This window comes from Streptomyces sp. MGP-BFMKR1, assembly GCF_057766585.1.
In genome coordinates this window covers 4,285,399-4,310,871 of record NZ_CM173408.1, presented here as the reverse complement: position 1 = coordinate 4,310,871, position 25,473 = coordinate 4,285,399, and the positions used below count along the sequence as shown (strand labels likewise).

Here is a 25,473-nt window from a genome sequence, read left to right as displayed (position 1 = left end):
TCCATGAGGAATTTCGTAGTAAAGACGCTCGCCAACGCGGCGGCCCTGTGGGTCGCCATCTGGCTACTCGAAGACATCACCTTGACCGGCGAGAACACCGGCCGCAAGACGGTCACCCTGATTCTGGTGGCCCTGCTCTTCGGGCTGGTGAACTTCGTCGTCAAGCCGGTGGTGAAGTTTCTCTCGTTTCCGCTGTTCCTGGTCACGCTTGGCCTGTTCACGCTGGTCGTGAACGCCCTGATGCTGATGCTCACCTCGTGGCTGGCCGACACGATGGACCTCAGCTTCCACGTGGAGGGCTTCGGTGCCGCCTTCGTCGGCGCGCTGATCATCTCGATCGTCTCCTGGGCCCTGAACGCGGCCCTCCCCGACCGGGACTGACCCCGTGGCGCAGCCGGGCGTCACCCGCGGACGACGGCCCTCCGGACGCCGCCCCGGGGCCACCCCGCAGGCCGGCGGACCGGCGGGCGCGCCACCCGCGGCCCGGCCCGGGGCGCGGGGCGCCCACTATGAGGCGCGGGCACCCGAGCGGGTCGGAGCACCCGGCCGGGCGCGGGGGCCGGAGACACGCAGCACACGCCGCAGGACGCGGACGCACGAGCGGCCCTCGCGAGGGCACGGAAGGAGCGGACCATGGGCGACCCATCCGAGGAGATCACCGCGCGGGGCGAGGCGCGCGGCGACGGCACGCGCGCGGTGCGGGCCGGGCTGCCCGAGCCGGCCGCGTACGAGCCGACGCTGCCCGGGCCGGTCTTCGCCGCCCACTTCCACCTGCCCGGCGACGCGGACCCGCTGGGCGGCCCGTACACCTACGGCCGGGACACCAACCCGACCTGGACGCTTCTTGAGCGGGCGCTCACCGAACTGGAGTGCCCCGCCGAACCGGAGTGCCCCGCCGAACCGAATCCGACCGCCCCCGACTCGCCGCCGCGACCCGAGACCGTCGTCTTCGCCTCCGGTGCCGCAGCGATGTCGGCCGTGCTCTTCTCACAACTGCGCCAAGGCGACACCGTCGTGCTGCCCTCCGACGGCTACCACCTGCTGCACGCGCTGCGCGACCGGCTCACCGGCTACGGCATCACCGTGCGCACCGCCCCCACCGGCGGCGACGCGCAACTTTCGCTCCTCGACGGGGCGCGGCTGCTGTGGCTGGAGACACCGTCCAACCCGAACCTCGACGTGTGCGACGTCCGGCGGCTGGCCAAGGCGGCCCACGAGCAGGGCGCGCTGGTGGCGGTCGACAACACGTTGGCCACCCCGCTCGGCCAGCGCCCCCTCGCGCTCGGCGCCGACTTCTCGCTGGCCAGCGGCACCAAGGCGGTCACGGGCCACGGCGATCTGCTGCTCGGTTACGTCACCTGCCGCACCCCCGAGCTGGCCGCCGACGTACGGGCCTGGCGCAAGAGCGTGGGCGCCGTCCCGGGCCCGATGGAGACCTGGCTCGCCCACCGTTCGCTGGCCACCCTCCAACTCCGCGTCGACCGACAGGCGGTGACCGCACTGGCCTTGGCGCGCCTGCTGCTCGACCGGCCCGACGTCACCGGCGTACGCCACCCCGGCCTGCCCGGTGACCCCGCGCACGAGGTGGCGAAGCGGCAGATGCGGCACGGTCGCTACGGGTGCGTGGTGTCCTTCGCCCTCCCCGACCGCGCCCACGCCCAACGGTTCCTGGGCGCCCTGCGCCTGGTGAGCGACGCGACGAGCTTCGGCGGCGTGCGGTCGACCGCCGAGCGGCGCGAACGGTGGGGCGGGGACGACGTACCGGAGGGCTTCATCCGCTTCTCGGTCGGCGTGGAGGACACGGCCGACCTCCTCGCGGACGTACGGCAGGCCCTGGACGCGGCGGCCGACGGGGCCGCGGAGTAGGAGAGGGGCGGAGCGCAGGGGGATGTGAGGCGTGGGGGGTGGTGGCGTTCGGTGGCGTGGTGCCGGCTGCCGCTGGGTGGCCGCGATGGCCGCGATGGCCGCGATGGCCGCGCGGGGACGGGTGTCGCGGGCGGCGGGTGCGCGGAGGTGGCGGACTCACGAGAGTCGGGCCCACCCACGCGGTGGCGGGCTCGGGTGCGACGTGGTCGGGTCCGGCGTGATCAGATCCGGCGGGCTCAGGCCCGACGGGACCAGGTCTGACGGGCTCGGGTGCGGCCGGCCTGAAGGCAGTGCAGGCTGGCAGAACCTCCCCCCTCGTGGCTCTGCCAGCCACGGTTCAACGCTCATCGAACCGCGCGACCTAGGCTAGTTGACTCTGCGTCAGTGTCCAATCACCCTAGCGACATGAAGCTATCGACATATTTATAGTTGGGGTACGGCGGGGCGACCAATACTGAGGGGAATCGATGGACCTGGCCCTGCTCCGTACGTTCATCGCGGTCTACCGCGCGGGCTCGCTGACCCGCGCGGCCACACTGCTCGGGCTGTCGCAGCCGGCCGTCACCGGCCAGATCCGTTCGCTGGAACGGCAGTTGGGGCGCCCCCTCTTCATCCGCAAGGCCCGTGGCGTCACCCCCACCAGCGCCGCCGACGAACTCGCGCAGCGGTCCGCGCCGCACATCGACGCGCTCCTGGAGATCACCGAGTCCGACAGCGCGGACGTCACCGCCCGGCGCACGCTGCACCTCGGTGGGCCGCCGGAGTTCACCACCCTGCGCGTGCTGCCCGCGCTCGCCCACCTCGCGCTGGACGGCCTCGACATCCGCGCCGCGTTCGGCACCGCCGACGAGATGTTCACCGGCCTGTCCGCCAACCAGTACGACTTGGCCATCACCACGGTCCAACCGCGCGGCCGACTGCTGACGGCGACGCCGCTGTGCGACGAGGAACACGTACTGGTCGCCGCCCCGCGCTGGGCCGCCCGGCTCGGCGCGTCCCTGCTGCGCGCGGGCGGCGGCCCCGCGGTGCTGCACCGCGCGCTGGAGCCGGTGCCGATGGTCGAGGTGCACGAGAGCCTGCCGCTGGTCACCTCGTACTGGGCGGCCGTGTTCGACGCGCCCGTCACCGCCTCCGCCACGATCATCGCGCCCGACCTGCGGGCCGTGCTCGCCTGCGTGATGGCGGGTTCGGGGGTGGCCGTCCTGCCGCGTTACCTGTGCATGGAGGCGCTGGACAAGGGCGAGGTGGTGGCGCTCATCGACCCACCGGTGCCGCCCCTCCGTACGTACTTCCTGGTCAAACGCACCGGCTCACCGGCCCCGCACCTCGCCCGCGCCCACGAGTGGCTACTCCGCGCCGCCGTCGACTGGTGAGCCGGCTGGTACGGGGAGGGGGGCGCGGGGTACGGGCCGGGGAGCCGGTTGCTGGGCCGGCTGGTACGCGGGGGCCGCGCGCGAGCAGTCGGCGGTCGAACGGCGCCGGCGGGAACGGCCGGGGGAGCGGAGTGCACGGCGGGCGCGGAGGGTGCGGCGGGCGCCGGTGCGCGGGCTCTACCAGGCCGGGAAGGGTTTCGCGAGGCGGCGCGCGCGGCAGACCTCCCCTATGACCGAACGGCCTGTGGTCAAGCGCACCGCCCGCGCCATCCTGCTCGACGGCGACCTCGACGCCGACGCCACGCCCCAACTCGTCCTGATCAAGCGGACCAAGCCCGGCGAGGCCCCGTACTGGATCACGCCGGGTGGCGGCGTGGAGCCTGGGGACCCGACGGTCATCGACGCCCTGCACCGCGAGATGGACGAGGAACTCGGCGCCAAGGTGACCGACGTAGTGCCCGCCTTCGTGGACACCGTGCCGATCGACGCGGCCCGCGACACCCTCCCCGAGCAGGGCGTTCCCGACCAGGGCGTCAAGGTCCAGCACTTCTTCGCCTGCCGACTCGCCTCGATGGACCTGTCCAGGCGGCACGGCCCCGAGGTGGACGCCCCGCGCGGCGAGTACGAGGTGGTGCGGGTGCCGTTCACCCGTGAAGGCATCGCCTCGGTGGGCGTGGTGCCGCCGTCGCTCCGCGCCTACCTCGACGCCAACATCGAGGGCGTACGGGCGCTGCTCGCCGGCGACCTCGGCTGAGGCGCCTCGCCCCGGCCGACGCGCCTCGCCCCGGACCGCTTTGCCCTGTGGCTCCCCGCCCCGTGGTTAGGCGGGTCGCCCGGAGGTTAGGCGGGGTACGGGCCTGATGGGCGCGGGCCGACGCGGGAATGATCCGTCGGTGAGTGGCCCGCCGGAGTGTGGCCCGTCGGGGCGTGGTCCGTCGGGGCGTGGCCCGTCGCGGGGTGGTCGGCGTTGAGCGGGGGCTTGGGCGCGGAGTGCGGCTCGACGAACCAGCCCGCGAACGGCTCCCGCTCCGCCTCCCCGGCCGCGAGCGGCTGCCGCGCGCGGTCCAGCACCCGTTCCACCGTCTCCTGCCACACCTGCCGGTCCTGGTCCCAGTGCCGGCGCCGGCCCTCGTCCCGAACCGTCTGCCCTTCCCACGGGTCACGATCCCGCCGCTGGTCCGGACCCGCACCGATCGCCGGCACGGGCGGGTTCGGCGTGCCGACCGGCGGCTGAGCCTCCTCGGGTACGCCACCGGCCAACGGCCCGGGCGAGCCCGCCGGCTGGGCGAACCCCGCCAGGGGGGCCGGGGCCAGAGCCGGCGGCTCGGGCAGGAGCGGGAGCTGGGGCAGGGGGGGCGGCTGCGGCAGGTGCGGAGGTTGCGGCGGCGCGAGCGCACCTGCTGCGGGTGACGACGGCGGCGCCGGGGGCCAGGGCGGCAACGGGGGGCCGGTTACGAGGAGGGGATCGCTCAGGAGCGGCGGGTCGTTCGGAAGTGGTGGGTCGCTCAGGGGCGGTGGGGGCGGGGGCCATCCCACGACTTCGGCGGCGCCGGCCGTGGAGGCGTCCCGGCGTTGCGCGTCGAGCGGGGGCGGCGGCGCGGTCGGCAGGTCGTCCCCGCCACGGGCGTCGTCGGATGAGGCAGGCACGGAGGGCTCGGCCGCCGCCCGACCGGACGCCTGACCCTGCGAGCGCCGGTGACCGGTGAGCTGGCTCCGGGACAACTGGGCGGTGGGCCGGTCCCACGCTTGCTGCGAGAAGTCGGCTGGTCCCCAGGGTTGTTGCTGGACGTGAGGTTGGTCCTGGCTCTGCGGCTGGGCGGCGGGCTCGTCCTGGCCCTGTGTTCGCCGCCGCTCGGCGAACTCGTCCCAGGGACGCTCGCCCACGGCCGGCGTGTGTTGGTGCTGGTCCTGTCCCTGGTGTGGAGGCCGGTCCTGGTGCTGAGGCTGCCGCTGGTGTGGAGGCTGCTGCTGGGTGAGCGGCTGGTCTTGGGGGTACGGGGCAGCGGGTGTTCGGGGCTCGTCTCCGTGCGGGGCGGGCGCCTGGGGCTGGGGCTGGTGAGGGACCTGCGAGGCGTGGGGGGCGTGGGGGCGGGGCTCCGAGGCGCGGTCGGCGGAGGCCGGGCGCGGGTCCTGCTTGCGGCCTCGGCCCGGCCCGCGACGGTCCTGGCCGCGGCGGGCGCGCGCGGCGGCGGCCGTACCGAAGTAGTCGCCGCCCTTGCGCCGGTTGTCGTCCGTTCCCCAGGCCCGCCCCTCGCCGTGCGGCGGGCGCTCCACCTTGGCCAGGTGCGGGATGTGCTTGGAGCAGTGCACGTACGCCTCGTCGACGGTCACCTCGACCCACACCGCGGCGCGCCGGCCCGGCACCGGGTCGACCGGCAGGTGCGGGCGCTCGGCGCGCATGTCGTCGTCCGCGACCACCCGGGCCCGACCGTTGATGTGCAGGCCGATCCGGTCCTGTTGGAAATCGAGCAACAACAGGGCTACGTGCGGGTTCTCCTCGATGTTTCCCAGGCTCGCGAAGACGCCGTTTCCCCGGTATTCGGGATAGGCGACGGTCCGGTCGTCCAACACCTGGAGGAATCCCGGAGATCCGGCCCGGAACGTGTTGTCGCATTCGCCCTTGCCGTCCGAGGTCGCCAGGAAGAACATCTCCTGGCGCTGCACGAACTCCCGCATGCGCGCGTTGAGGTAGCCGAGCATCTGCTCGTCGTAGAACCGCTCGGCCCTTTCCTCACTGCCGAGCCGTTCCTGCAACACGCGCTCGCCACGACTGCCCCATGCCTGTTCGGGCTGGCCGGGGGCGTCCCGATCGGATTCCGCGTGTATGCGGCGTTCGCCGTCGGGCGCGGTTTCCCGTTGGTGGTCCGGTGTGCCCTCAACGGTGCGTTCCGGTCCGATCTCCACGTATTCCACAGTTTCGAGTCCTCATTCGCTCCTCGTCCCCCGCCTTCACGCCCCGCACCGTCGCCGCGCCGTCGGCTAACCGAGCGCCCCCACCAGTTCCTCGAGCGAATCGTGGCGGATGCGGTGTCGCGGTATGCCGATTCCGCGCAGGGTGCTCACGCCGCTGCGTATCAGCCCGGGCGGTCCCGAGAGATAGGCGTCGAAGGCGTTCCACGGCCCGTACTTCCGCACCGCGTCGGGGAGCGGTCCGCGCAGTCCACTGGTGGGCCCGTCCGATATGACGGGGCGCACCGAAAGCCACGGATGCTCGCGCGCAAGGCGCGTCATGGTCTCGATGTCGTAGAGGTCGTGGTCGCTGCGGGCGCCGTAGAAGACCTCGACCGGGCGCTGTCTGCCGTGTACGGCGACGTCTTCGACGAGCGCCTTGATCGGCGCGATGCCGGTTCCGCCACCGAGGCACAGCAGTCCGTTGTCCGTCTCGTGGTCGACCACCATCGAGCCGGCGGGAGCGCCGAGTTTGATCACGTCACCGGGGTTGGCGTGGTGCACCAGGGAGGTGGAGACCCAACCGGCGGGGACGGCCTTGACGTGGAACGACAACAGCCCGTCCGAACGCGGTGCCGACGCGAACGAGTAGTGCCGCCACACCCGCGGCCACCAGGGCGTCTCCAGGCTCGTGTACTGGCCGGCGCGGAACGGGTACGGCTGGTCGGGGCGCACCGTGACCACCGCGATGTCGGGCGTGCGCAGCTCGTGGTGCACGATCTCGGCCTGCCACCAGGCCGGCGCGTGCAGCTCGTTCTCGGCCGCGGCGTCGATCATCGTCTGCGAGATCGTGGTGTACGCCCGCACCCACGCGGCCTCCGCCGCCTCGCCCCAGGTGTTCGGCGCGTACCGGGCCAGCGCGCCGAGCAGGCTCTCGCCCACCGCCGGGTAGTGCTCCGGCTGGGTGCCGTACTTGCGGTGGCCCCGGCCGAGGTGCGTGAGGTACTCCTCGAGGAGCGCCGGCTCGTCGGCGTGCCGCGCGGACGTGAGCAGCGCCTTGAACAGCCGGTCGCGCTGCGCGTCCATGGCCGCCGGGAACATCTCCCGCAGCTCCGGGTGGTTGAGGAAGAGGAGCGCGTAGAAGTACGAGGTCACCTTGTCCGAGATGGGCTCGATCTCGGACAGCGTGCGCCGGATGAGCTGGGTGTCGGCCGACGCGCTCTCCGGCAGGTCCGCGAACGCCCCCGCCGGTCGCGCGGCATGACCCGCCGGCTCCTCGCCGAGCGGCGAACCGAACCCCGGACGGCTCAGCGGCGAACCGGGCCCCGGCTCCCCGACACCTGGCGGCGGCACCGCGGCGGCGCGCAGGGCGATGTCGGCACCGCCGGCGTAGCGGGCGGCGTCGGAGACGGGGGTGGCGTCGGGGGAGCGGTTCGCCTCCGGGCCGCCGTCAGGACGGCGCGCCGGCACCGGCCGCAGGCCGTCGGGACCTGACTGACCAGCCCCTTCCAGCGTTCCCGAACGCGCCGCCGCGCGCGGCTCACCGGCCGGTGCGGCGGGGCGGTCGGTCGGTACGGAGGGGCGTCCGGCTGGTGCGGTGGGGCTGGTGGGCGAGGGGGCCGCCGCCCGCTCGGTCGCGGGCACGAGGCCGGCCGCGCGGCTCGTAGGGGCCAGCGCGGCATCGGCGGCCCGCCCGACGGCGGGCGCGGGCGAGGAGCGCGGCGCGGAACCGGCGGTGATCGCCTCCACTTCCGGCGCGGGGCGCATCGCGGGCACCGACCCGGTCAGGCGTACGTCACGCTCGGCGGGCGACGCGGCGGGGCCCGCGTCCGGGTGCCCGGGTGAACCGGGGTGGGCCGGGCTCGCCGCCGCGCCGGTCGCCGCCCCGCGCTGGTGCGGCTCGGCGGCGCGCTGGTGCTCCCGCTGCTGTGCCGGGGCCGCCTCGTACGGGTCGGGGCGCGGCGCGGGCGGTGGGGCACCCTGGCTCGCCCCGCGACCCACTGGCCTGATGGCCGCCACGGAACGGCCGCGGGCTCGCGCGCCCTCGGCCTCGGTCGCCGCGCGCGGTGCCGCCCCGTTGTCCGGGCCGCTCGCCGGGTCCGCGCTCGCCGGGCCGCGCTGGCCCCGGGCGGGTGCGTCGGCTACCTGCCTGGTCGGAGTGAACCAGCCTCGTTCACGGTTCTCGCCATGGGTGTCGCCAGAACCACCGGACTCGCTGTCGTCGGCTGACGTGGTGGTCGGAGCGTTCATGGTTGCCTCGCCTCGAACATCTCTCTGCCGGACTTCGTCAGTCTGCGTCGCTGTCGGTCTTGGCCGTCGCGGCCTCACCCGCCGTCACGGCGAGCCACCGACACCGCACGCTCTCTCGGTCCCGCCGCCCCTCTCCCTCCCTGTCCGGGGGACCCCTTGTTCAGCGACACACGTACGGTGGGCGGTCCGCGCCGCCCACTCGCATCACGACCCCCTGACATCTCACGCATATCGTGCGGGGGCCAGTTCCCGAACCGTGCCTCAGACCTCTCACGCGTACCGCCCTTCCCCTGCCGGCCGTCGCGCTCCGCGTTCCCCGACCCAAGCGGCGATACGCCCTGGTGCGTGGCGCTTCGTCGGCCAGCGTGGCACCCCTCGCCCACGGCCCGCGGCAATAGCCTGAACTCCCGGTTCCCGTACTCCCGTTCCCGCTAGGCTGGGCTCACCGGTGTACCCCACGGGGGTGCCGATGGCGTTCTTGCGTTCGAACGGGGTTGACCATACCCGCCCCGGTTGAATGCACAAGTCCCGTGCTAGCCGGCCCTTATGTCCGTCTTATCAGGGCAGAGGGCGGCGGTTGCTGGTCAATTCGTACGCGTCGCGCAGATCGCGCCCCACATAGGCATATGAGGCGATCCCCGCCAGGTGCCGGTCGGCGTTGACCGCGACAGATGTCGGCAGCACCGCGAACAGCTCGGCGTCCGACATGGAGTCTCCATACGCCACACATTCCGACCGCGTCACCCCGAATCTCTCACATAGTTCATCCGCGATCTTCACCTTGGCCGCCGGATTGAGAATGCCGTCCGGTCGCACCGGCTCCCGGAAGGGGACGGCCGGAAACACCGAACCGTAGGTCGCGTGCGCTCCCCACTCCAGCAGGCGGCGCACGAAGAAGTCCGGCGACAGCGATATCACCGCACACCGTTCGCCGCGCGCCGTGATATCCGCCCATACCTCGCGTATTCCGTCCAGCCACGGCGCCCCCTCGAACGCGAGCGCCACCTGTTCCTCCGTGAGCTCCGCCCACAACTCGCGCACGCGCAGGGCGAACTCCGGCGGCGCCAGCACCTGGCGCGCGAACGCCCGCTCCAGGTCGGCGATCTCCTGTTCAAGGCCCAGTTGTCGAGAGATCTCGACGGGCGCGGCCGACCCGTACATCAGCGTTCCGTCGAGGTCGAACAGATGGAGTCTGGTCATGTCTGCCGAGCGTAAGCGCACCGCGGGCCGTGGCACCGCCTCCTTGTTCCTCTGGCCGCTTCGTCGTGCCGCTCTCTCTGTTTCTCCCCTTGCCGCCTCGCCCGCCTCGCCCGCCTTGTCCGCGTGGCGCGCCCCGCGCCTGGCCTCGCCGGCCGTGGGCAGGTCGGGCCGGAACGTCGGTGGCGGGCGGGCTGCTCCCCGTGGAGGCCCCGCGGATACTCCCGCTGTGCGACGCCGCGCGGGGCTGGCGACGGCACCGTGGGGAACATGCGTCAGCTCACCAGACCCACCCGTCGTGCCGTTCTCGTCGTCCATGTCGTCGTCTCCGTCGGCTGGCTCGGGGTGACATGCGGACTGCTCACCCTCGCCATCGCGGGGGCGGCCACCGACTCGGCCGAGGCCGCCGAGGCCGCGTACCGGGCGATGAAGGTGTTCGGCGACTGGTTGGTCATTCCGCTGAGCCTGTTGGCCTTGGTCAGCGGGCTGGTCCTGGCTCTGGGCACGCCCTGGGGGCTCGCTCGGCATCGCTGGGTCTACACGAAGTTCTGGCTGAACCTCGCCACCGCGGGGCTGTCCGCGTTCGCCCTGCGGGGCCACATCAACGAGGTGGCGGCCCAGGCGAGCGCCGGTGGCCACGTGGCGAACCCGGCCGACGTGATCATCCCGCCCGCGGTGGCCCTGGCGACCTACGTGTTCATCACGGCCATCTCCGTGCTCAAGCCCTGGGGGCTGACGGCCAGGGGCCGCCGGCACCGGCGTGTCAGGTGGTGAGGTCCGCCGCCGGGTGAGGTGCCGCGTCGCCCGCCGACGTCCGCACGGCGGGGCCGCTCGCCCCGGCGGTCTCGGCCTCCGCGCCCGGCGTCGCCGGCCCGCCCGTCCGCACGACGCGGCTCCGTGGGGCCCGGTACTCACCGTCCTGCCGGCGCTCCAGCCAGGCCGCGAAGACCGCGACGCCCAGGGCCGACAGCGCCAGGCCCACGCCGACCACGTTGGGCGCCGTGTACCCGAAGCCGGCGGATATGACGAGCCCACCGAGCCACGCGGCGAGTGCGTTGCCGAGGTTGAAGGCGGCGATGTTGGCCGCCGACGCCACGGTGGGAGCCTCGGCGGCGTGGTCCATGACCCGCTTCTGGAGCGGCGGCACGGTCGCGAAGCCGAAGAGGCCGATCAACACGAGGGTGATCGCCGCCAGGACCTTGTGGTGGGCGGTGAGGGTGAACAACCCGAGCACCGTGGCGAGGCCGACGAGGCTCGCGTAGAGCAGCGGCATCGCGTGGCGGTCGGCGTACCGGCCTCCGATCACGTTGCCGGCGACCATGCCGACGCCGAAGAGCGCGAGCAGCCACATCACGCTGGACTCGGCGAAGCCCGCGGTCTCCGTCATCATCGGCGTGACGTAGGTGATGGCCGCGAACACGCCGCCGAAGCCCAGCACCGTCATCGTCATGGCGAGCCAGACCTGCGGGTTACGGAAGGCGCCGAACTCCTTGCGCAGCTCGGGCGTGGCCGGCTCGGGACGGGCCGGGACCAGCTTGGCGATGCCGAGCAGACCGAGCACCCCGAGCGCCGCGACGATGAAGAAGGTGACGCGCCAACCCGCGTGCTGACCGATCAGCGTGCCGGGAGGGGCACCGATGACGTTGGCGAGCGTCAGCCCCATGAACATGCTGGCGATGGCGCCGGCCCGCTTGTTCGGGGCCACCAGGTCGGCGGCGACCACGGAGCCGACACCGAAGAACGCCCCATGCGTGAACGAGGCGAGCACCCGCCCCACGAGCAGCACGCCGAACGCCGGCGCCAGCGCGGTGAGCAGATTGCCCGCGATGAACAGGCCCATCAGCATCAGCAGCATCTGCTTGCGGGTCAGCCGCGTGCCGATCGCCGTCATGAACGGCGCCCCGACCACCACCCCCAGGGCGTACCCCGTGACCGCGAAGCCCGCGGTCGGGATCGACACCCCGAAGGAGTCCGACACCTCGGGGAGCAGCCCCATGATCACGAACTCGGTCGTGCCGATGCCGAAGGCACCGATAGCAAGGGCCAGGAGTGCGAGCGGCATAACGGCATCCCCCAAAAAGTTGCGCACAGCAGGTACGAGCACACACAATAATTGCAGACGCGGGTTAATTGCAAGCGCGGGCTATTTCACGGGTGGCCTATCCTGGTTCGTACGACACCGAAGGGGGCGTCTCATGGCACACCAGCTCGGCTCGGCCACGGATTTCCGGCAGACCGCGGACCAGGGCGAGGCCCGTCACCCGGACCGCGATCAGGCCCCGGCCCCAGCCGCCCAGCGGACGGACCAGACTCCCACCAGGACCGCCAGCCCCTCGCCACGCTCCCCCTCGGCGGATGGGGAGTCGGCTCACACGCGGGAATCGGGCCACGCGCCGGAGGCCGAGCGCGACGACCCGCCCGCACCGCCCGGGCGCGCCCTGGCTCACAGTTGGTGCGCGCTGTCCGCGCTGCACAGCCGCCTTGAGGCGCACATAGAGCGCGCGCTGGAGGCCGCGGCGGAGCTGAGCGTGCGGGAGTACTCCGTGCTCGACGTGCTGAGCGAACAGCACGACGGCGAGGGCGGCCACCTGCGCATGAACCAGCTCGCGGACGTCGTCGTACTGAGCCAGAGCGCCACGACGCGCCTGGTCAGTCGGCTGGAGGAGCGTGGCCTGCTGGTCCGCTACCTCTGCCCGACCGACCGTCGGGGCATCTACACGGACGTCAGTGACGATGGCCGGAAGCTGCTGGAGCGAGCGCGGCCGGTGCATGACGCCGCGCTGCGAGAGGCCCTCCAGGAGGCCGCCAAGCGACCCGAATTGGCGCCTTTGGTCACGGCTGTCCGTACTTTGGGGCCGACATCGAAACCCGAATGACCGGGGCGTAGCCTCCGGATCATGAGCGATTTCGAGCAGTCCGGGGCGACGGTCGAGTTTCGGCGGGTACAGGCGGAGGACCTTCCCGCCATCGTGGCGATGTTGGCCGACGACGCCCTGGGCGCCCAGCGCGAGTCGCCCGCCGACCTCACGCCGTACCAGGCGGCCTTCGAGCGGATCGCCGCCGACCCCAACCAGTGGCTGCTCGCGGCCGTCCGCGACGGTCGCCTGGTGGGCACGCTGCAACTCACGTTCGTCCCCGGCCTGTCCCGGCGCGGCGCGACCCGCTCGATCATCGAGGGAGTGCGCGTCCACGGCGACGAGCGCGGCAGCGGGCTCGGCACCCAGATGATCGAGTGGGCCATCGACGAGTCACGCCGTGCGGGCTGCCAGTTGGTGCAACTCACCTCGGACGCGACGCGCATCGACGCGCACCGCTTCTACGAGCGGCTCGGCTTCGAGGCGTCCCACCTCGGGTTCAAGCTGCAACTCTGAACGGTCGGGAGCGGTCCGGAACGGTCGAAAACGAGTCGGGCCGGGCCGGGTTGGACCGATGGGGCCGGGCTGGATCGGGTCGGGCCGAAGTGTCGTGCGTGCGATGGGCCGTGCCAGGCCGCACGGGGGCTGGATCGAGCCGGAACGGGGACGGGCTTCGGCCCGCCGTCGGGACGGCGGGCCGAAGCGACATTCCGGGGACCCTGGGCGATCAGTGTGGGTAAGCGGGCGGGCGGCGGGGCGTAAGCGAGTGGTCGCGGTCGTTCAGATGGTGTCGAGATCGATCGCCTCGGCCATCGCGCGGTAGCCGGCGTCGTTCGGGTGCTTGTGGTCGCCGCTGTCGTACGCGGGGTCGAGCGCCAACGGGTCCGCGGGGTCGGCCAGCGCGGCGGCGAAGTCGACGTACGCGTCGAACTCGCCGGACGTGCGGATCCACGTGTTGATCTGCTGCCGCTTCGCCTCGGCACGCGGCGTGTGGTACTCCGCTCCCTTGAACGGCAGGATCGTCGCGCCCACCACGCGCACCCCCTTGGCACGGGCTCGGGCGATCAACTCGCGGTAGGCATCGATCAGTTGTGTGGCGGAGAGTTGCGGATTCGGCTTGTAGGTGGGCAGGTCCACCTCGCTGAAACCGATGTCGTTGAGCCCCTCGAAGACGATCACCGAACTCACCCCGGGCTTGTCCAGCACGTCCCGTTCGAAGCGGTCCAGGGCCCGGTCCCCGTACCAGGCCGAGTCGTTGAGCAGCAGGTTTCCGCCGATCCCCGCGTTGAGCACCGGGCGCGCTCGGCCGGCAGCCGACAGGCGCTCGGCGAGTTGGTCCGGGTAACGCTTGTTGGCGTCCACGGTGGAGCCGTACCCGTCGGTGATCGAATCACCGAACGCGACCACGGCTCCCCGCCGGGACGCGCCGGGCCGCGACGCGCCGTCGGAGGCTTCGGGAGCGTCGGGGTTGGCACCGCCGCCCGCCCGGTCGGCGATTCGCCCTGAATGCGGCGTGTGTGTCGATCGGTCGCCGGTCAGCTCGACGTCGGAGAGGTAGTACCAGGAGCGGGTGCGCTCGCCGAACGCGGAGCCGGTGCGGTCCCCACGGTGGTCCCCCCGCGCGCGGTAGCTGTGGGCGTACGCCTGCGCGTGGAAGGTCGCGGGGCCGGTGGGCTCGGCGAAGTACAGCGTCACCGTCACCGTGTCGAAGGCGCTGACCCGCAGCGGGGCCGCGTCGCTCGCGCCCTCGCCGCCGGCCGGGATCGTCACCGACGGGCGGTTGCCGAACGTCAGCTTCCGCAGTGTCTGGGGTCGTACGGCCGCGCCGCCGGCGCTGCGTGCGATGGTCGCGCCGGAGATCCTGAGCGGCCGTTCGCCGTAGCGGTTGGAGAGCTTGATCCGCGCCGCGCTGCCGCCGCCGGTGACCCGTACGACCTGGCGCACGGTCTGGCGGTCGAAACCGGCCTCGGACCAGTTCTCCTCGAAGCCGGCGCTCGGCCGCTGCACGGGCGCCACCCACCCCGCCGACCAGGTCGTGGCCGCCCGAGCGCGATCCGTATCGGTTGTGCCGGATGGTGTCTGCGGTGTGGCCGTGGCCCGGGGGCGGGCGCCGGCCACGCCCGATGTGGCGAGCACGGCGGTGAGTGCGACGAGCGAGATGGCAAGACGCGACGACGCGGAACGCATGGCTGTCCTCCTGGGTGGGGATGGGGCGCGGCGCGAGTGCGGTGGGTCCGCGGTGGCCTCGCGAGCCGCCTGGGGAACAGCCTCTGGTGCGCCGGGCGCGCCACCCAGCCACCGCCGGCGCGTAGGACGGCCGTGCGTACGCCCGCGCTGCGTACCACCGTCAGGGTCAGGCTGCGCGCCCTCGCGCGCGCGAGGCGCTGACCAGCGAATGTGTGCCTGGCCGGACGATCTCTGACCGCGACCACCCCGCCGCGGCGGTGGGCGGCGGGGTGGCGGACCTGCGGGTGCTCGGGGGCTCGGGTCCGTGGGTCTGTGGTCGGGGCTGTGTGCGCAGCCGGGGTGGGGCGTGCGGCCCGTGTCGTACGGGTCCGTGTGACCGGTGGAGTGCGCAGGCGCGCCCCGTACGCGATCGGCTCCGGTCGGCGTCCCGTACGCGATCGGCTTCGGTCGGATGGGGTCAGAAGCCGCGCCAGCCCTCCGGGTCGAGCGTGCCCGGGACCGACTCCGCAGGCTCGTAGGGCTTCCGGGAGAAGACGAAGGTGCCCAGGTCGAGGTGGGTCTCCGGGTCCGTGGCTCCGGTGCGGCTCGGTTGTTCGGTGCGCACGACGCGCAGCGTCTCTCCGGCGTAGTAGCCGTCGAGTCCGATCCAGGTGCCGTCCGGCTCCGGGCGGAAGCGGGAGCCGCGCCCGCCGCCCCGCAACGGGGCGAGTTCCAGCCAGCGTTCGGCGCGCAGTCGCAGCAGGAAGGGGGTGGTGCCCCAGTACCAGGCGCCGGTCAGCGCCAGGAGTTCCGAGTCCACGTCGGGCAGCGGGCGCCACGGCTCGGGGACGGGCGGTTCGTGCTGCGCGACGATGCCGATGAGGTCGGCGACGAGGGTGGCGATGGACGGTCCCGAGGTGGCGTTGGCCAACGCGACGCCGGCAAGGTTCTCGTCCGGGCTGACCCACACCGTGCTGAGGAAGCCGGGCATGGAACCGGTGTGGCCGAAAAGGAGCCGCCCGTCCCTGCGGACTACCTGTAGTCCCAACCCGTAACTGTCGTCCCACGCCGCACCCTCCGGCGCGCTGGCGGGCCGGCGCATTTCGGCCAGCGTCGCGGCACTGAGCACGCGGTCGTCGCCCTGCGCGAGGAACACCACATAGCAGGTCAGATCCGTCACCGTTGACCACAACTGCCCCGCTGGGCCCATCACTCCCATGTCCTCGACGGCCTCGCGCTGCATCACGTCCGCCCACGGGTGCACCGCCCAGCCATTCGCGTGCGGGGCCTCGGGCGTGGCAGACGTACGGGTCATGCCGAGCGGCACCAGCACCTCGCGGCGCAGCACCTCGTCCCACGGGGCGCCCCGCAACTGCTCGACCAGGGCGCCGAGGAGCGCGTATCCGGGGTTGGAGTAGTGGAACGTGTGCCCTGCGGGGTGGCGGTGGGGGCGCTCGCCGAACACGTCGCCCAGTTCCGGGCGCAGGTCACCCGGGGTCCGCTCCCACCACGGGCCGGGCGCCTCGGCGGCGAGGCCGCTGCGATGGGCCAGCAGTTGGGCGATGGTCGCGTCGCCCACGGACGGATCGGCCCCCTCCGCCGCGAGCCGGTCGGCCAGGTGCGCGCGGATCGGGTCGGCCAGATCGAGCAACCCCTCGTCGCGCAGCCGCATCACCAGAACCGCCACCAGCGACTTGGTGATCGAGCCGATGCGGTACTGCGTGTCGGCGTCGGGCACCTGATCGGCCAGCGCGCTCCGCGCCCCCGACCACACCAACTGTCCGTCCCGCACCACCGCCCCCACCAGTGACGGGGTGCGACCCTCGGCCTGCCCGACCGCGAGGCGGTGCAGCAGGGCGCGACGAGTGGCGGGAAGGAGTTCATCGAACGGGGCGGTCTCGGTCATGGTGCTCCTGTCGGCGATCGAACCTGCGGGTCCCGACCTCGGACCTTAGCCACCGGGTCGCCCACGCCGACACCGAGAATCGGGGCACGGCGTTCGCTTGGTCATTCACCTGGTCATTCGCTCGGTGATCTGCTTGGTGATTCACTCGGTGATTCGCTTCACCATCTGTTCGGTCGTCCGGCCGGCCGTGCGCCCCGTCTCCCGGCCCGGTCAACCGGGCGCGTCGTAGAGCCGAGTCGGGTCGCGCGGGTCGGTGGTTCGGTGGTTCGGTGGTTCGACGGGTGGGCAGCTCGGCGGGTGGGTGGCGCGGCGGCGAATCGGAGTCGCACGTGCGAGGCGTACGGTTCGCCCTGCGATCGGGACACGTCCGATTCCTTCAAGACCCTGCCCGCTGCGCCTGCCTAACGTGACCGCATGACACCTCGATTCGATCTCATCGGCATGGTCGTGGACGACATGGCCGCCACGCTCGCCTTCTACCGCCGCCTCGGCCTCAGCATCCCGGCCGACGCCGACGACCAACCGCACGTCGAGGCGGAGTTGCCCGGCGGAACGCGGATCGCCTGGGACACCGTGGCGACCGTACGGTCCTTCGACCCCGACTGGACCCCGCCGCAGGGCGGAGGCCACCGGCTTGGCCTGGCGTTTCTGTGCGACGGCCCGGGCGAGGTCGATGCGCTCTACGCGGAGCTGACGCGGGACGGGTACGCCGGTCACAAGGCGCCGTGGGACGCGCCGTGGGGGCAGCGGTACGCGGTTCTCCGCGACCCGGACGGAAACACGGTGGACCTCTTCGCTCCGTCGGGTGCGGTGGCGTCCTAAGAGGCGCGCTCGACCCTTGTCTGGGTGCCGTTGCGGTTTTCTGCTCTGTCGCTTCTTCTCTGTCGACTTCCTGCTCTGTCGACCTGGTAGGAGGGGTATGAACGGCCCGGCGGTTTGGGTGGTGGGCTGACCTGGATGATCTGGGTGACCAGGATGATCCGGATGATCTGGATGATCTGAGTGGCCTGGGTTGAGCGTGCGGGCTGTGCCCAGCGTGGGGGTGCCCGCACGCGGGCGCCCGCGCATCGGCGCGCGCCCTCGCGACGCGCCCCGCCGTGGCTTGCTAGTCGGCGGCCAGCAGCTCCGTCACCGGTACGCCCGCCAGCGCGCGCACCTCCCGGGCGAGGTGCGCCTGATCCGCGTACCCGACACGGGCCGCTACCAGGGCAAGTGGCTCACCCGCACGGGCCAGTTCCAGCGCGTGGCCCATCCGCAACACCCTGGCCAGGGTCTTCGGCCCGTATCCGAACGCGTCCAGGCACCTGCGCCGAAGCTGCCGCTCGCTGAGCCCGATGTCCCGCGCCAGGGCGGCAACCGTGCCACCGGCGCGCAACCCGCGTACCACCCGCGCGTGCGGCAGCGACGACTGTCCGTCGCGCGCCCGCCCGGCCCGTAGCCGCTCGGTGACGGCCCCCTCCAACGCCTGCGCCCGGGCCGCCGTCGGCACGGCCGCCATCCGCTCGGCCAGCCGTGCGGCCTCCGCCCGCGGCCACACCTCGTCCAAGGGCACCCGCTCGTCCCGCAGCGCCGACGCGGGCAGGCCGAACACGGCCGGGCCCACGCCGGGCGCGAACCGTAGCCCGGTGTGCGCCGCCCCGGGCCGGTCGACGACAAGGTGCGCCCGGGTGTCGGGCCCCGCCACGAGCAGCCGGCCCGCGGACCAGATCAGGTCCGTGCACCCGTCGGGCAACACCCGTGCGACGCCGCCCGTCCCAGCTCCGGCACGGCGCTCCCACACCACCGTCCCCGCATGTCGCGAGCGCCACTCTCGGTACATGCCACCAGCATGCCTCGGTAACGACCCGCACCTCGTAACGGGAGGTCCGAGGGGCAGGTCACACCAGGTATGCCCCTCGTATCGACGGGCGTCAGCGCGCCCCGGCCCCTTGGTACATTGCCGGCCCGGCTCCCCACGCGTCCCAGGTGGGCAGCCCGGCCAGAGCACGCGCCGGCCATGACGACGCCCGCCACCGGGCGGGTGGCCGACTGGCCGGCCGTCGCCAGCAGGCGGAACCCCTGAGGAGAGAAGTGAGCCCCGAAACGCAGGCCGAGTCGACCCCACGGACCGGCGCGACGCTGGACGCCGCGACATGGCTGGCGTCGGTCAGCATCGACCCGGCCGTGGCGGCCCTACGCCCCGACTACCACGCCCTGCTCATCACGGTCGAGGGACTGCGCCCCGGGCCGAGCGACGCGTTCAGCGAGGAGATGCTCGCGCGGGCCGAGGCCACCGCGCGCGAGCGCATCGGTGACGGGCCGCTGGAGGAACACCCGCACATCGCCGCCTGGCGCGAGGCGTTCCGTTCCTTCGGCGCCAAGCCGCAACGCACGCGGCCCAGCGCGGAGGCCCTGCTGCGACGGGCCGCCGACGGGTTGCCCCGCGTGGACCGGCTGACCGACATCTACAACGCCGTGTCGGTGGGCCACTTCCTGCCGCTGGGCGGCGAAGACCTCGACCACTACGCGGGCCCGGCACGACTGGTGCGCGCCGACGGTACGGAGGTCTTCGACACCACGGCGGGCGGCGAACCTGCCACCGAACACCCCACCGCCGGCGAAGTCGTCTGGCGTGACGACCTGGGCGTGACCTGTCGGCGCTGGAACTGGCGTCAGTGCACCCGTACCCGACTGACCCACGACACCACCCGCGCCCTCTTCATCCTGGACGCCCTCGGGGCAATGGACGACCAGGCCCTCTCGGCGGCGGGTGACGCGCTCACCGATGCGCTGACCACCAGCAGCCCCGGGGTGAAGATCAACACGCGGCTGCTGCGCGCCTCTGCGGCCTGACCTCGCCGTCTGCGGCTCAGGCCCCACTCGCCGCTTTGTCACGTTCGGGCCCGCCTTGCCTTCGCCCCGCCTGCTCGGCGCCGGGTGCCTGGTCCCGGTGCCCGGTGCCCGGTGCCTGGTGCCCGGTGGCTGCGCCGAAGGTCGTGCCAGGGCGGCGGGCGGGGGTGGGGGAGCTGCCGGGCGGTGGTGTGGCATGGCGTGGCGTGGTGGCGGCGGGGTCGGGCTCGGCCGGGGCTGGCGCTGCGGCCCGGCCTGCCTGGGCGGTCGGTACGCCGATCCAGCGGGTTGGCCGGCACGCCGATCCAGCGGGCTAGTTCGGTGGCCCGGCTCGGCAACAGGCTGGCCCGATAGCCTGCGCGGCGTTGCGGGCCGCGGGCGGTGCGAGGGGACGCGGGCAATCAACCTATGGGGGCCCCTCCCCCCTCCCCACCCTCCCCCTCCCGCCACCCCTCCCCACCTTGTTCCGCTGTGCACGCGTGCCGCGTGGTGCGGCGCGCGTGGTCGTGTCGTACGTGCCGCTGTGACGCGGCGGCGCTGCGCAGCCCGTGCCGTCTCGTGCACCGCCTGACCTTGTACCGCGTGGCCGTCTCAGGCTCCCCCGCAGATCGGAACCGTGCCAGCCCAGCGCTGGCCCCCGTCCCCTTTGCGCCCAGGACCGGAGCACGTGCAGGCGGCAGCGCTCAAACGCCCTAGAGGTCACGCAACACAAACAACTCGTTCACAATAGATCATTGACAACCTCATATGCCTGCCGCACCCTTGCTCCATGTCATCGACCACTGACTCGCCTCGCGAGCAGCCCGCCGCCTTCGCACCGGCAGACCCCGACCAAGCACGGGCCGCACGCGTCTACGCCTCCCTGTTTCGCATCGCCGAACGCCACGCGGCCAGCGACGAGCAGCGCCAACGGCAGGTGCATCCCTCGATCATCGGGGCGCACGAAGCCATCAGGCTGGTCTCCTTCCTCCTCAGTGGGGCCGCACAGCGGGAGGAGGGCGAGCCCGAGGTGGACCACACCGACATCACCGCGGCCCTGACCCTCGTACCGCTGGCGCGGGGCGAGATGGACGAACTGGAGGCCGGGCTCCTCCAGATGGCGCGAGGTCGCGGAATGACCTGGCCGGAGATCGCCTTTGGCCTCGGCCTCGGCACCCCCCAGGCCGCCAGGCAGCGCTACGAACGCCTCCTCGCCCGCACCGGCGGCGAAGCGGAACAACAGGCGCCGGCACCAACCAAGAAGGCCCCCGCGGCGACACCGGAGCCCGCTCCGGGCGCCGAGTCGTAGCCCCTGCCACCAACAGAACCCGCAGACCACCCCACCAGAGCGCACACGCCTGCCCCACCCACCCGCCTGGCCACCCGCCCGTCAGACGAGCAGCCACCCCAACCCAGCCCGGCAGTCATCACGCGCCAGAAGGCCCGAGCAACGCCCCAACACGCCCCCGCCCCAGAGCGCTCACACCCCACGCCCTGCCCGCCACCACCACGCCAGCGCCGCACCACGCCCACGCAAGAGCGGCGAAGCGCGGAACGCCGACACAAGGCCAAGGCGGTGCGCGGCGACACGACACGGTCAGTCGAGTTCCGTGGGGCCGTAGCAGGCGGCTATCGCGCCGCTCCCCAGTGCCCAGTACCGGTCTCCGTAGGACCAGTGCCACCACTCCGTGGGGTAGTTGACCAGCCCTGCCGAAGTGAGTGCGACGCCGAGGATGTCACGGTGCTCGCGGGCCTCGGCAGTGATGGTGTCCGCCTGCGTGTAGCAGGCTCCCGCGCTCTCCTCCGGTGACGCGTTCATGCGGGTGCCCAGATCGAGTTCGCGGCCGTCGGCGTCGGCGAGAGTCAGGTCGACGGCCGCACCAGCGCTGTGCGGGGCTATCTCGGGAGGGGACACGTAGCGACTGGCCGCCGAGCGCACCTGGTCCGCTGACCACTCGGGGTGTTCGGCGCGCAGGCCCTCCGCGTACTCGTCGAAATACCGGCGCTGCAACACTGGCGGGCGATACCCCTCGACGAACAGCAGCCGCATGCCCCGGGGCAGTTCAGCCTGCGCCGCCCGCAACCGGTTGAGCACGCCTTCCCGCAGGTAGGCGAAGGCACCGGCGGAGTCCTCCCACTTCCGTTCGTCGACCAACAGGGAAGCGTCTCGGCGCACGTCCACGAGCGGCTCACCGCACTCCTGAACAGGAACGGACGCGACTCTCGGGTCGGACATCAAGACGATCTCAGTCATGGGGCAATCATCACCCAGCTCCGCCCAGCCTGGGTGGGGCTGTGGATAACCCCGCCCGTGTGGATAACCCTGCTCACGCAGGGACGCGCGGCGATGAACCGCAGGGTGTCCACTGTCGCCAGCGACTGCCGGCGGAAGGCTCGAAAGCGCGCCCGACAGCCCAACGACGCGTTGCGCAACGCGACGCGACACCGGCGCGACGCACTCCACGCCACAACGCGAGTAGGGCAACGCCCCAGACGACAGCGCACCTGAAAGCCCACCCACCCACGAAAGCCGCCCTGGGGCGACAACGCGACAAGGGCCCGACAGGTCCGACAGGACCCGACAGGACCCGCCGCAACCCAACACAGCCCCCCAGGTCGGCGGAGGACCTCCTCACCCCGTACGGCGGTCGCTCCGCTCGTCCACTACCTCGCTCCCCTGAACAGTTCGCCTGAACAGTTCGCCGGCCAGGCCCGTTGCGGGCGGCCGTACGAGCACGGGGTGGGCCCTACTTCACCGTGTACTTGCACATCGACTTGCCGCCGCTGTTGTCCGCGACCTGCTTGCCGTCCACGGTGATGACGCAGTCGGCCGGGCGCAGCATGCCGTCAGGGCCGGTTACGGAGCCGGGCACGACGGAGACGCCGAGGCCGACCTTCTTCTCCGCGTCGGTCTCCAGCGTGATCGTGGACGTCTTCTTCCACGGCAGCTTGACCGTCTCCATCTTGTTGCTGTCCAGGTTGTAGTAGATCTGCGACGACCCGCTCCCGCGCACCTCTAGCGTGACCTCGCGCTTGACCGCGGCACCGTCGCCCGCCGCCGCGCCGTCCTGCTTCGGGTTCACACCCTCGCTCACGGACTTGTCGGTCTTACCGGCCTTATCGGCTTGGTGATCCTTGCCCTTCTTCGACGAATCACCGTTGCTCCCACAGCCCGCGAGGAGAACCGTGGACAGAGCCACCGCAGCACCAATGACGATCTTCTTCCGCATGCTTCCCCTTCTCGAAATGAGCGTCCGATCGTAGTACTCGCCCGCGGGCGGAACTGTCACATCCGCAACGCCCACGCCCCCTCACCCGAACCACCCCGTTCGCCCAGTTCACCCCGTTCTCCCTATCCGCCCCATTCCCCCCACACCACGCACCACATCCCGCGATGTGCCATGCCCCCCACACCTCACGTCCCACGCCTCGCCCCGAGGGCAGTTCACGCCACAGCCGAGGGCGCACGCACGACACCCCCGGCGCGGGAACCCGCACGGAACCGGGAACTGGGCACTGGGAACGCGCAGCGCGGCAACGGTCGACAGCCGGACCGGCCGCGCGACCACCACCCGCCAGCCAAAGCTCGCCAAGCGTCGCGCACCGACGGCGCACCCACCCCGCCCAACCGACGCCACCCCACCTCACCCCCAACCTCACCCGCCCCCACCCACACCCCGCCCCATCTCGCCCTCACGGAGGAGCCGGCCGCCACACCTGGCGTAGGCCGACGTACGCCAACACCCTCCCCACGTCTGCCGGTTCGCGTTCTTGCGTACACGCACGCGAGGCACCGGATAATCCGTCCGACCGCCACCGCCTCGACGCCCCCAGCAGGCCCAGGGAAAACCGATCACCCCCGAAGCACCGACCCACCGACAGCACAGCGCGAGCCCAACGCGAGGCACAACGCGAGGCACAACGACCACCCGATGACCGCACAACGACCGCGCAACGGGCGCACAACGGGTGCGCAACGAGCACAGCATGAACCGGCCTTCGTACCGTCCGTGACCAGCGAAACCCACCCACACCGCTCCTATAGCATGATTGAACTCACGACCCTGCCCCTCATTGCCCACCTGCCCCCGGAAACCAAGCTATCCGGCAAGGATGATCTCCTTACTGGGCCTCTAACAAATCGGCCAAACAATTGATATCTGTAGCTTCGCGGGTATTTACACGAATAAATTTCAAAAGAGTGCTCACCGCATGTCGCCAACCACGGGTGATCCTGTGGGCAGCGGTGAGCGTGGTGGCCCTCGCATTCCTCATCGCGCTGGAGATCGCCGCGCGCCACTACGGCGTACGGGGGCCGATCAGCAACCAGGTGCGAGAGGTGATATTCGCACCTAAATCGGGACCGCTGCTCTACGCCAGCATGGCGTTGATGATGGTGGTGCTCACCTGGCGGGAGCGGTTCATCGCCTTCGGCTTCGCGGTCGGCATCGACGTCGTCTTCGCGTTGGTGCGGTGGATCTTCGACGCCAAGATGATGTTCGGCAACGGCGCCCTGTGGGTGCTGTTGGCTTATGGCGTCATCGCCATCACCCGCCGCAGCGGCCGGGAACGCGTCCTGTTGCTGAAGGGTGTCGGGCTTGGCCTACTGCTGGTGGCCGGCCGGAAGACCGGCGACGCCTGGCTGCTCATCACGTGGAAGACCCGGCCCACGGTGCTCGACCAGTACGTGGCGACCGCCGACCACGCGCTGGGCAGCCCGTCATGGCTGGTGGGCCGACTGGTCGAGGCTTCGGGAACGGTCGGCTACCACGTTCTCGACTACGTCTACGCCCAACTCGCGGTGGCCGCGGTCGTCGTCGCGCTCTACCAGCTCCGGCACGTCGCGGTCGATCGCCGCTTCCCCACCCACCACCTGGTGCGCACCTTCCTGGTGATCGGCCTGCTCGGGCCGGGCATCTACATGATCTACCCGGTGGTCGGACCGATCTTCGCGTACGGCGCCGACGGTGGGCAGTACGCGGTGGCCAACCTGTGGCCGGACACGCTGACGCCGGTCGGCGTCCCGCAGAGCATGCCCTTCGACGACATCACCCCGCGCAACTGCATGCCCAGTCTGCACACGGCGTGGGCTACCGCGATCTTCATCCACTCCCGCAACAGCTCGCGCTTCCTGCGGCACGCGGGAACGTTCTGGCTGCTCGCCACACTCGGTGCCACGCTCGGATTCGGCTACCACTACGGTGCGGATATCGTCGCCGGCGTGGTGTTCGCGGTCACGATCGAGGCCGGGCTGCGCACGATCGACCACGACTGGGACCGGTCGGGAATCCGGTTCGTCGCCTACGGCACGGCGATCTTCACCGCGATGCTGCTGTCGTACCGCTTTCTCTCGGTGGAGATGGCCGACTACGCCTGGGCCTTTGGCCCGCTGCTGATTCTGGCGATGGTCTCGGTCGTCTACGGCTACATGCGGCTCACGAAGCGGTGGGAGCCGAAGACCGTACCGGTGCGGAAATCGGAACCCGAACCGGAAACGGAACCGCAGCCTCAGCCGCAGCCCGAACTCATTTGATCGTGAGCTGACGGGTATGACCGGCCCCCGCCTGCCTGGCCCGAGCAGGCGGGGTTGAGGGCAGGGGCGTACAACGACCAACGGCCTGCTCGCTGACCGCAGCGAGCAGGCCGTACGGTTGCGCGGCTCGTACGGCTCACGCAGGTTGCCCAGCTTGCACAGCTCACGCAGCTTGCACGGCTCACGCGCGGGCGCGCGCGCCCGTGGCGCCCCGGTGGGGGCGGCAGCCGTAGGGCGGCGCCAGCCACCGCGCGGCTACCGCACCCCTTCCTCGGTACTCGCGACGGCGTCGAGGAGGTCCTGGACGGTGCGCAGTTCGCGATGCTCCTGGCGGACCAGCCCGGACGCCACGTCCCCGTACTCAAGCTCGGCTTCTCCGCTGCTCCAGACGGTGAGGGCGGCGATGTGGTCGTCAGTTTCGAGCGTCATCACGACGCTGCTCTTGGCTCGGCCGTCCGCCGGCGAGCGCCGGAGGTCCCCCAGGATTCCGCGGGTCCGCAGGCTTTCCTCGTGTTCGGCGAACCAGTCCGAGAGCCACTGCGTCCACGCGCCGCCCACCCGCCCCCTCCTCCGCCCTTCCCCTGTCCCGCCCCGCGACGGAGCGACCGCTCCCCGCCGTACGCCCGTCCC

General features: G+C 72.0%; 21 protein-coding genes. 11 read left to right on the top strand and 10 right to left on the bottom strand.

What is annotated here, in order from left to right:
* The first annotated feature begins 3 nt into the window (after nucleotides 1–3).
* The 4 genes from AC3CHW_RS16640 (at nucleotide 4) to AC3CHW_RS16625 (ending at nucleotide 3,993) form a co-directional block, all read left to right on the top strand.
* Nucleotides 4–381 carry a phage holin family protein gene (locus AC3CHW_RS16640; RefSeq protein WP_398610871.1) on the top strand — a complete coding sequence of 126 codons (378 nt, stop codon included), beginning with the start codon at nucleotides 4–6 and terminating at the stop codon, nucleotides 379–381.
* Nucleotides 382–633: 252 nt separating this feature from the next.
* Entirely contained in the window at nucleotides 634–1,866 is a 1,233-nt protein-coding gene (locus AC3CHW_RS16635) for a cystathionine gamma-lyase (RefSeq protein WP_488466945.1), read from the top strand.
* 467 nt (nucleotides 1,867–2,333) lie between these two features.
* Nucleotides 2,334–3,239: a LysR family transcriptional regulator gene (locus AC3CHW_RS16630; RefSeq protein WP_187059757.1), complete on the top strand. Its 906-nt coding sequence runs from the start codon at nucleotides 2,334–2,336 to the stop codon at nucleotides 3,237–3,239.
* Between the two features lie 229 nt (nucleotides 3,240–3,468).
* Entirely contained in the window at nucleotides 3,469–3,993 is a 525-nt protein-coding gene (locus tag AC3CHW_RS16625; RefSeq protein ID WP_488466944.1) for an NUDIX domain-containing protein, read from the top strand.
* An 86-nt stretch (nucleotides 3,994–4,079) separates the two neighbouring features.
* Here AC3CHW_RS16625 and AC3CHW_RS16620 read toward each other — a convergent pair whose 3' ends face one another.
* The 3 genes from AC3CHW_RS16620 to AC3CHW_RS16610 form a co-directional block, all read right to left on the bottom strand.
* On the bottom strand, nucleotides 4,080–6,143 hold the full coding sequence (locus AC3CHW_RS16620; protein ID WP_488466943.1) for a pyridoxamine 5'-phosphate oxidase family protein: 2,064 nt from the start codon (nucleotides 6,141–6,143) through the stop codon (nucleotides 4,080–4,082).
* A 75-nt stretch (nucleotides 6,144–6,218) separates the two neighbouring features.
* Nucleotides 6,219–7,895, bottom strand: a complete 1,677-nt coding sequence (locus AC3CHW_RS16615) for a globin domain-containing protein (protein ID WP_488471077.1) — start codon at nucleotides 7,893–7,895, stop codon at nucleotides 6,219–6,221.
* A gap of 1,041 nt (nucleotides 7,896–8,936) precedes the next feature.
* Nucleotides 8,937–9,578, bottom strand: coding sequence for an HAD family hydrolase (locus tag AC3CHW_RS16610; protein ID WP_488466942.1), 642 nt, complete (start codon nucleotides 9,576–9,578; stop codon nucleotides 8,937–8,939).
* Nucleotides 9,579–9,845: 267 nt separating this feature from the next.
* Between AC3CHW_RS16610 and AC3CHW_RS16605 the strand changes: the two genes are divergently transcribed.
* Nucleotides 9,846–10,349 (top strand): DUF2269 domain-containing protein, encoded by a 504-nt coding sequence (locus AC3CHW_RS16605; RefSeq protein WP_381158594.1) that lies wholly within the window; start codon nucleotides 9,846–9,848, stop codon nucleotides 10,347–10,349.
* Here AC3CHW_RS16605 and AC3CHW_RS16600 read toward each other — a convergent pair.
* On the bottom strand, nucleotides 10,339–11,637 hold the full coding sequence (locus tag AC3CHW_RS16600) for an MFS transporter (RefSeq protein ID WP_488466941.1): 1,299 nt from the start codon (nucleotides 11,635–11,637) through the stop codon (nucleotides 10,339–10,341). The genes AC3CHW_RS16605 and AC3CHW_RS16600 overlap by 11 nt on opposite strands.
* A gap of 376 nt (nucleotides 11,638–12,013) precedes the next feature.
* On the opposite strand from AC3CHW_RS16600, the gene AC3CHW_RS16595 reads away from it, so the two are divergent.
* Both AC3CHW_RS16595 and AC3CHW_RS16590 read left to right on the top strand, forming a co-directional pair.
* Nucleotides 12,014–12,451 carry a MarR family winged helix-turn-helix transcriptional regulator gene (locus tag AC3CHW_RS16595; protein ID WP_398610926.1) on the top strand — a complete coding sequence of 146 codons (438 nt, stop codon included), beginning with the start codon at nucleotides 12,014–12,016 and terminating at the stop codon, nucleotides 12,449–12,451.
* Nucleotides 12,452–12,472: 21 nt separating this feature from the next.
* Nucleotides 12,473–12,946: a GNAT family N-acetyltransferase gene (locus AC3CHW_RS16590; protein ID WP_488466940.1), complete on the top strand. Its 474-nt coding sequence runs from the start codon at nucleotides 12,473–12,475 to the stop codon at nucleotides 12,944–12,946.
* Nucleotides 12,947–13,210: 264 nt separating this feature from the next.
* On the opposite strand, the gene AC3CHW_RS16585 is transcribed toward AC3CHW_RS16590, so the two are convergent.
* The gene (locus tag AC3CHW_RS16585; protein ID WP_488466939.1) at nucleotides 13,211–14,617 is read right to left on the bottom strand and encodes an SGNH/GDSL hydrolase family protein; all 1,407 of its coding nucleotides are present in this window, start codon (nucleotides 14,615–14,617) and stop codon (nucleotides 13,211–13,213) included.
* Between the two features lie 457 nt (nucleotides 14,618–15,074).
* Complete coding sequence (locus AC3CHW_RS16580; protein ID WP_488466938.1) at nucleotides 15,075–16,502, bottom strand: serine hydrolase domain-containing protein; 1,428 nt, start codon at nucleotides 16,500–16,502, stop codon at nucleotides 15,075–15,077.
* 414 nt (nucleotides 16,503–16,916) lie between these two features.
* Between AC3CHW_RS16580 and AC3CHW_RS16575 the strand changes: the two genes are divergently transcribed.
* Nucleotides 16,917–17,324 carry a VOC family protein gene (locus AC3CHW_RS16575; RefSeq protein WP_488466937.1) on the top strand — a complete coding sequence of 136 codons (408 nt, stop codon included), beginning with the start codon at nucleotides 16,917–16,919 and terminating at the stop codon, nucleotides 17,322–17,324.
* 283 nt (nucleotides 17,325–17,607) lie between these two features.
* On the opposite strand, the gene AC3CHW_RS16570 is transcribed toward AC3CHW_RS16575, so the two are convergent.
* Nucleotides 17,608–18,321 (bottom strand): helix-turn-helix transcriptional regulator, encoded by a 714-nt coding sequence (locus AC3CHW_RS16570; protein ID WP_488466936.1) that lies wholly within the window; start codon nucleotides 18,319–18,321, stop codon nucleotides 17,608–17,610.
* A gap of 251 nt (nucleotides 18,322–18,572) precedes the next feature.
* Here AC3CHW_RS16570 and AC3CHW_RS16565 point away from each other — a divergent pair, with 251 nt between their 5' ends.
* Nucleotides 18,573–19,334: a B3/B4 domain-containing protein gene (locus tag AC3CHW_RS16565; protein ID WP_488466935.1), complete on the top strand. Its 762-nt coding sequence runs from the start codon at nucleotides 18,573–18,575 to the stop codon at nucleotides 19,332–19,334.
* Between the two features lie 766 nt (nucleotides 19,335–20,100).
* Nucleotides 20,101–20,619, top strand: coding sequence for a DNA-binding protein (locus AC3CHW_RS16560; RefSeq protein ID WP_488466934.1), 519 nt, complete (start codon nucleotides 20,101–20,103; stop codon nucleotides 20,617–20,619).
* Between the two features lie 288 nt (nucleotides 20,620–20,907).
* Here AC3CHW_RS16560 and AC3CHW_RS16555 read toward each other — a convergent pair whose 3' ends face one another.
* Both AC3CHW_RS16555 and AC3CHW_RS16550 read right to left on the bottom strand, forming a co-directional pair.
* The gene (locus AC3CHW_RS16555; RefSeq protein WP_488466933.1) at nucleotides 20,908–21,564 is read right to left on the bottom strand and encodes a M15 family metallopeptidase; all 657 of its coding nucleotides are present in this window, start codon (nucleotides 21,562–21,564) and stop codon (nucleotides 20,908–20,910) included.
* 493 nt (nucleotides 21,565–22,057) lie between these two features.
* The gene (locus tag AC3CHW_RS16550) at nucleotides 22,058–22,540 is read right to left on the bottom strand and encodes a hypothetical protein (protein WP_488466932.1); all 483 of its coding nucleotides are present in this window, start codon (nucleotides 22,538–22,540) and stop codon (nucleotides 22,058–22,060) included.
* Nucleotides 22,541–23,511: 971 nt separating this feature from the next.
* Here AC3CHW_RS16550 and AC3CHW_RS16545 point away from each other — a divergent pair.
* A complete protein-coding gene (locus tag AC3CHW_RS16545) occupies nucleotides 23,512–24,843 on the top strand; it encodes a DUF5933 domain-containing protein (RefSeq protein ID WP_488466931.1) in 1,332 nt (443 codons plus the stop codon).
* A 255-nt stretch (nucleotides 24,844–25,098) separates the two neighbouring features.
* Here AC3CHW_RS16545 and AC3CHW_RS16540 read toward each other — a convergent pair whose 3' ends face one another.
* The gene (locus tag AC3CHW_RS16540) at nucleotides 25,099–25,401 is read right to left on the bottom strand and encodes an immunity protein TriTu family protein (protein ID WP_488466930.1); all 303 of its coding nucleotides are present in this window, start codon (nucleotides 25,399–25,401) and stop codon (nucleotides 25,099–25,101) included.
* Nucleotides 25,402–25,473 lie beyond the last annotated feature (72 nt).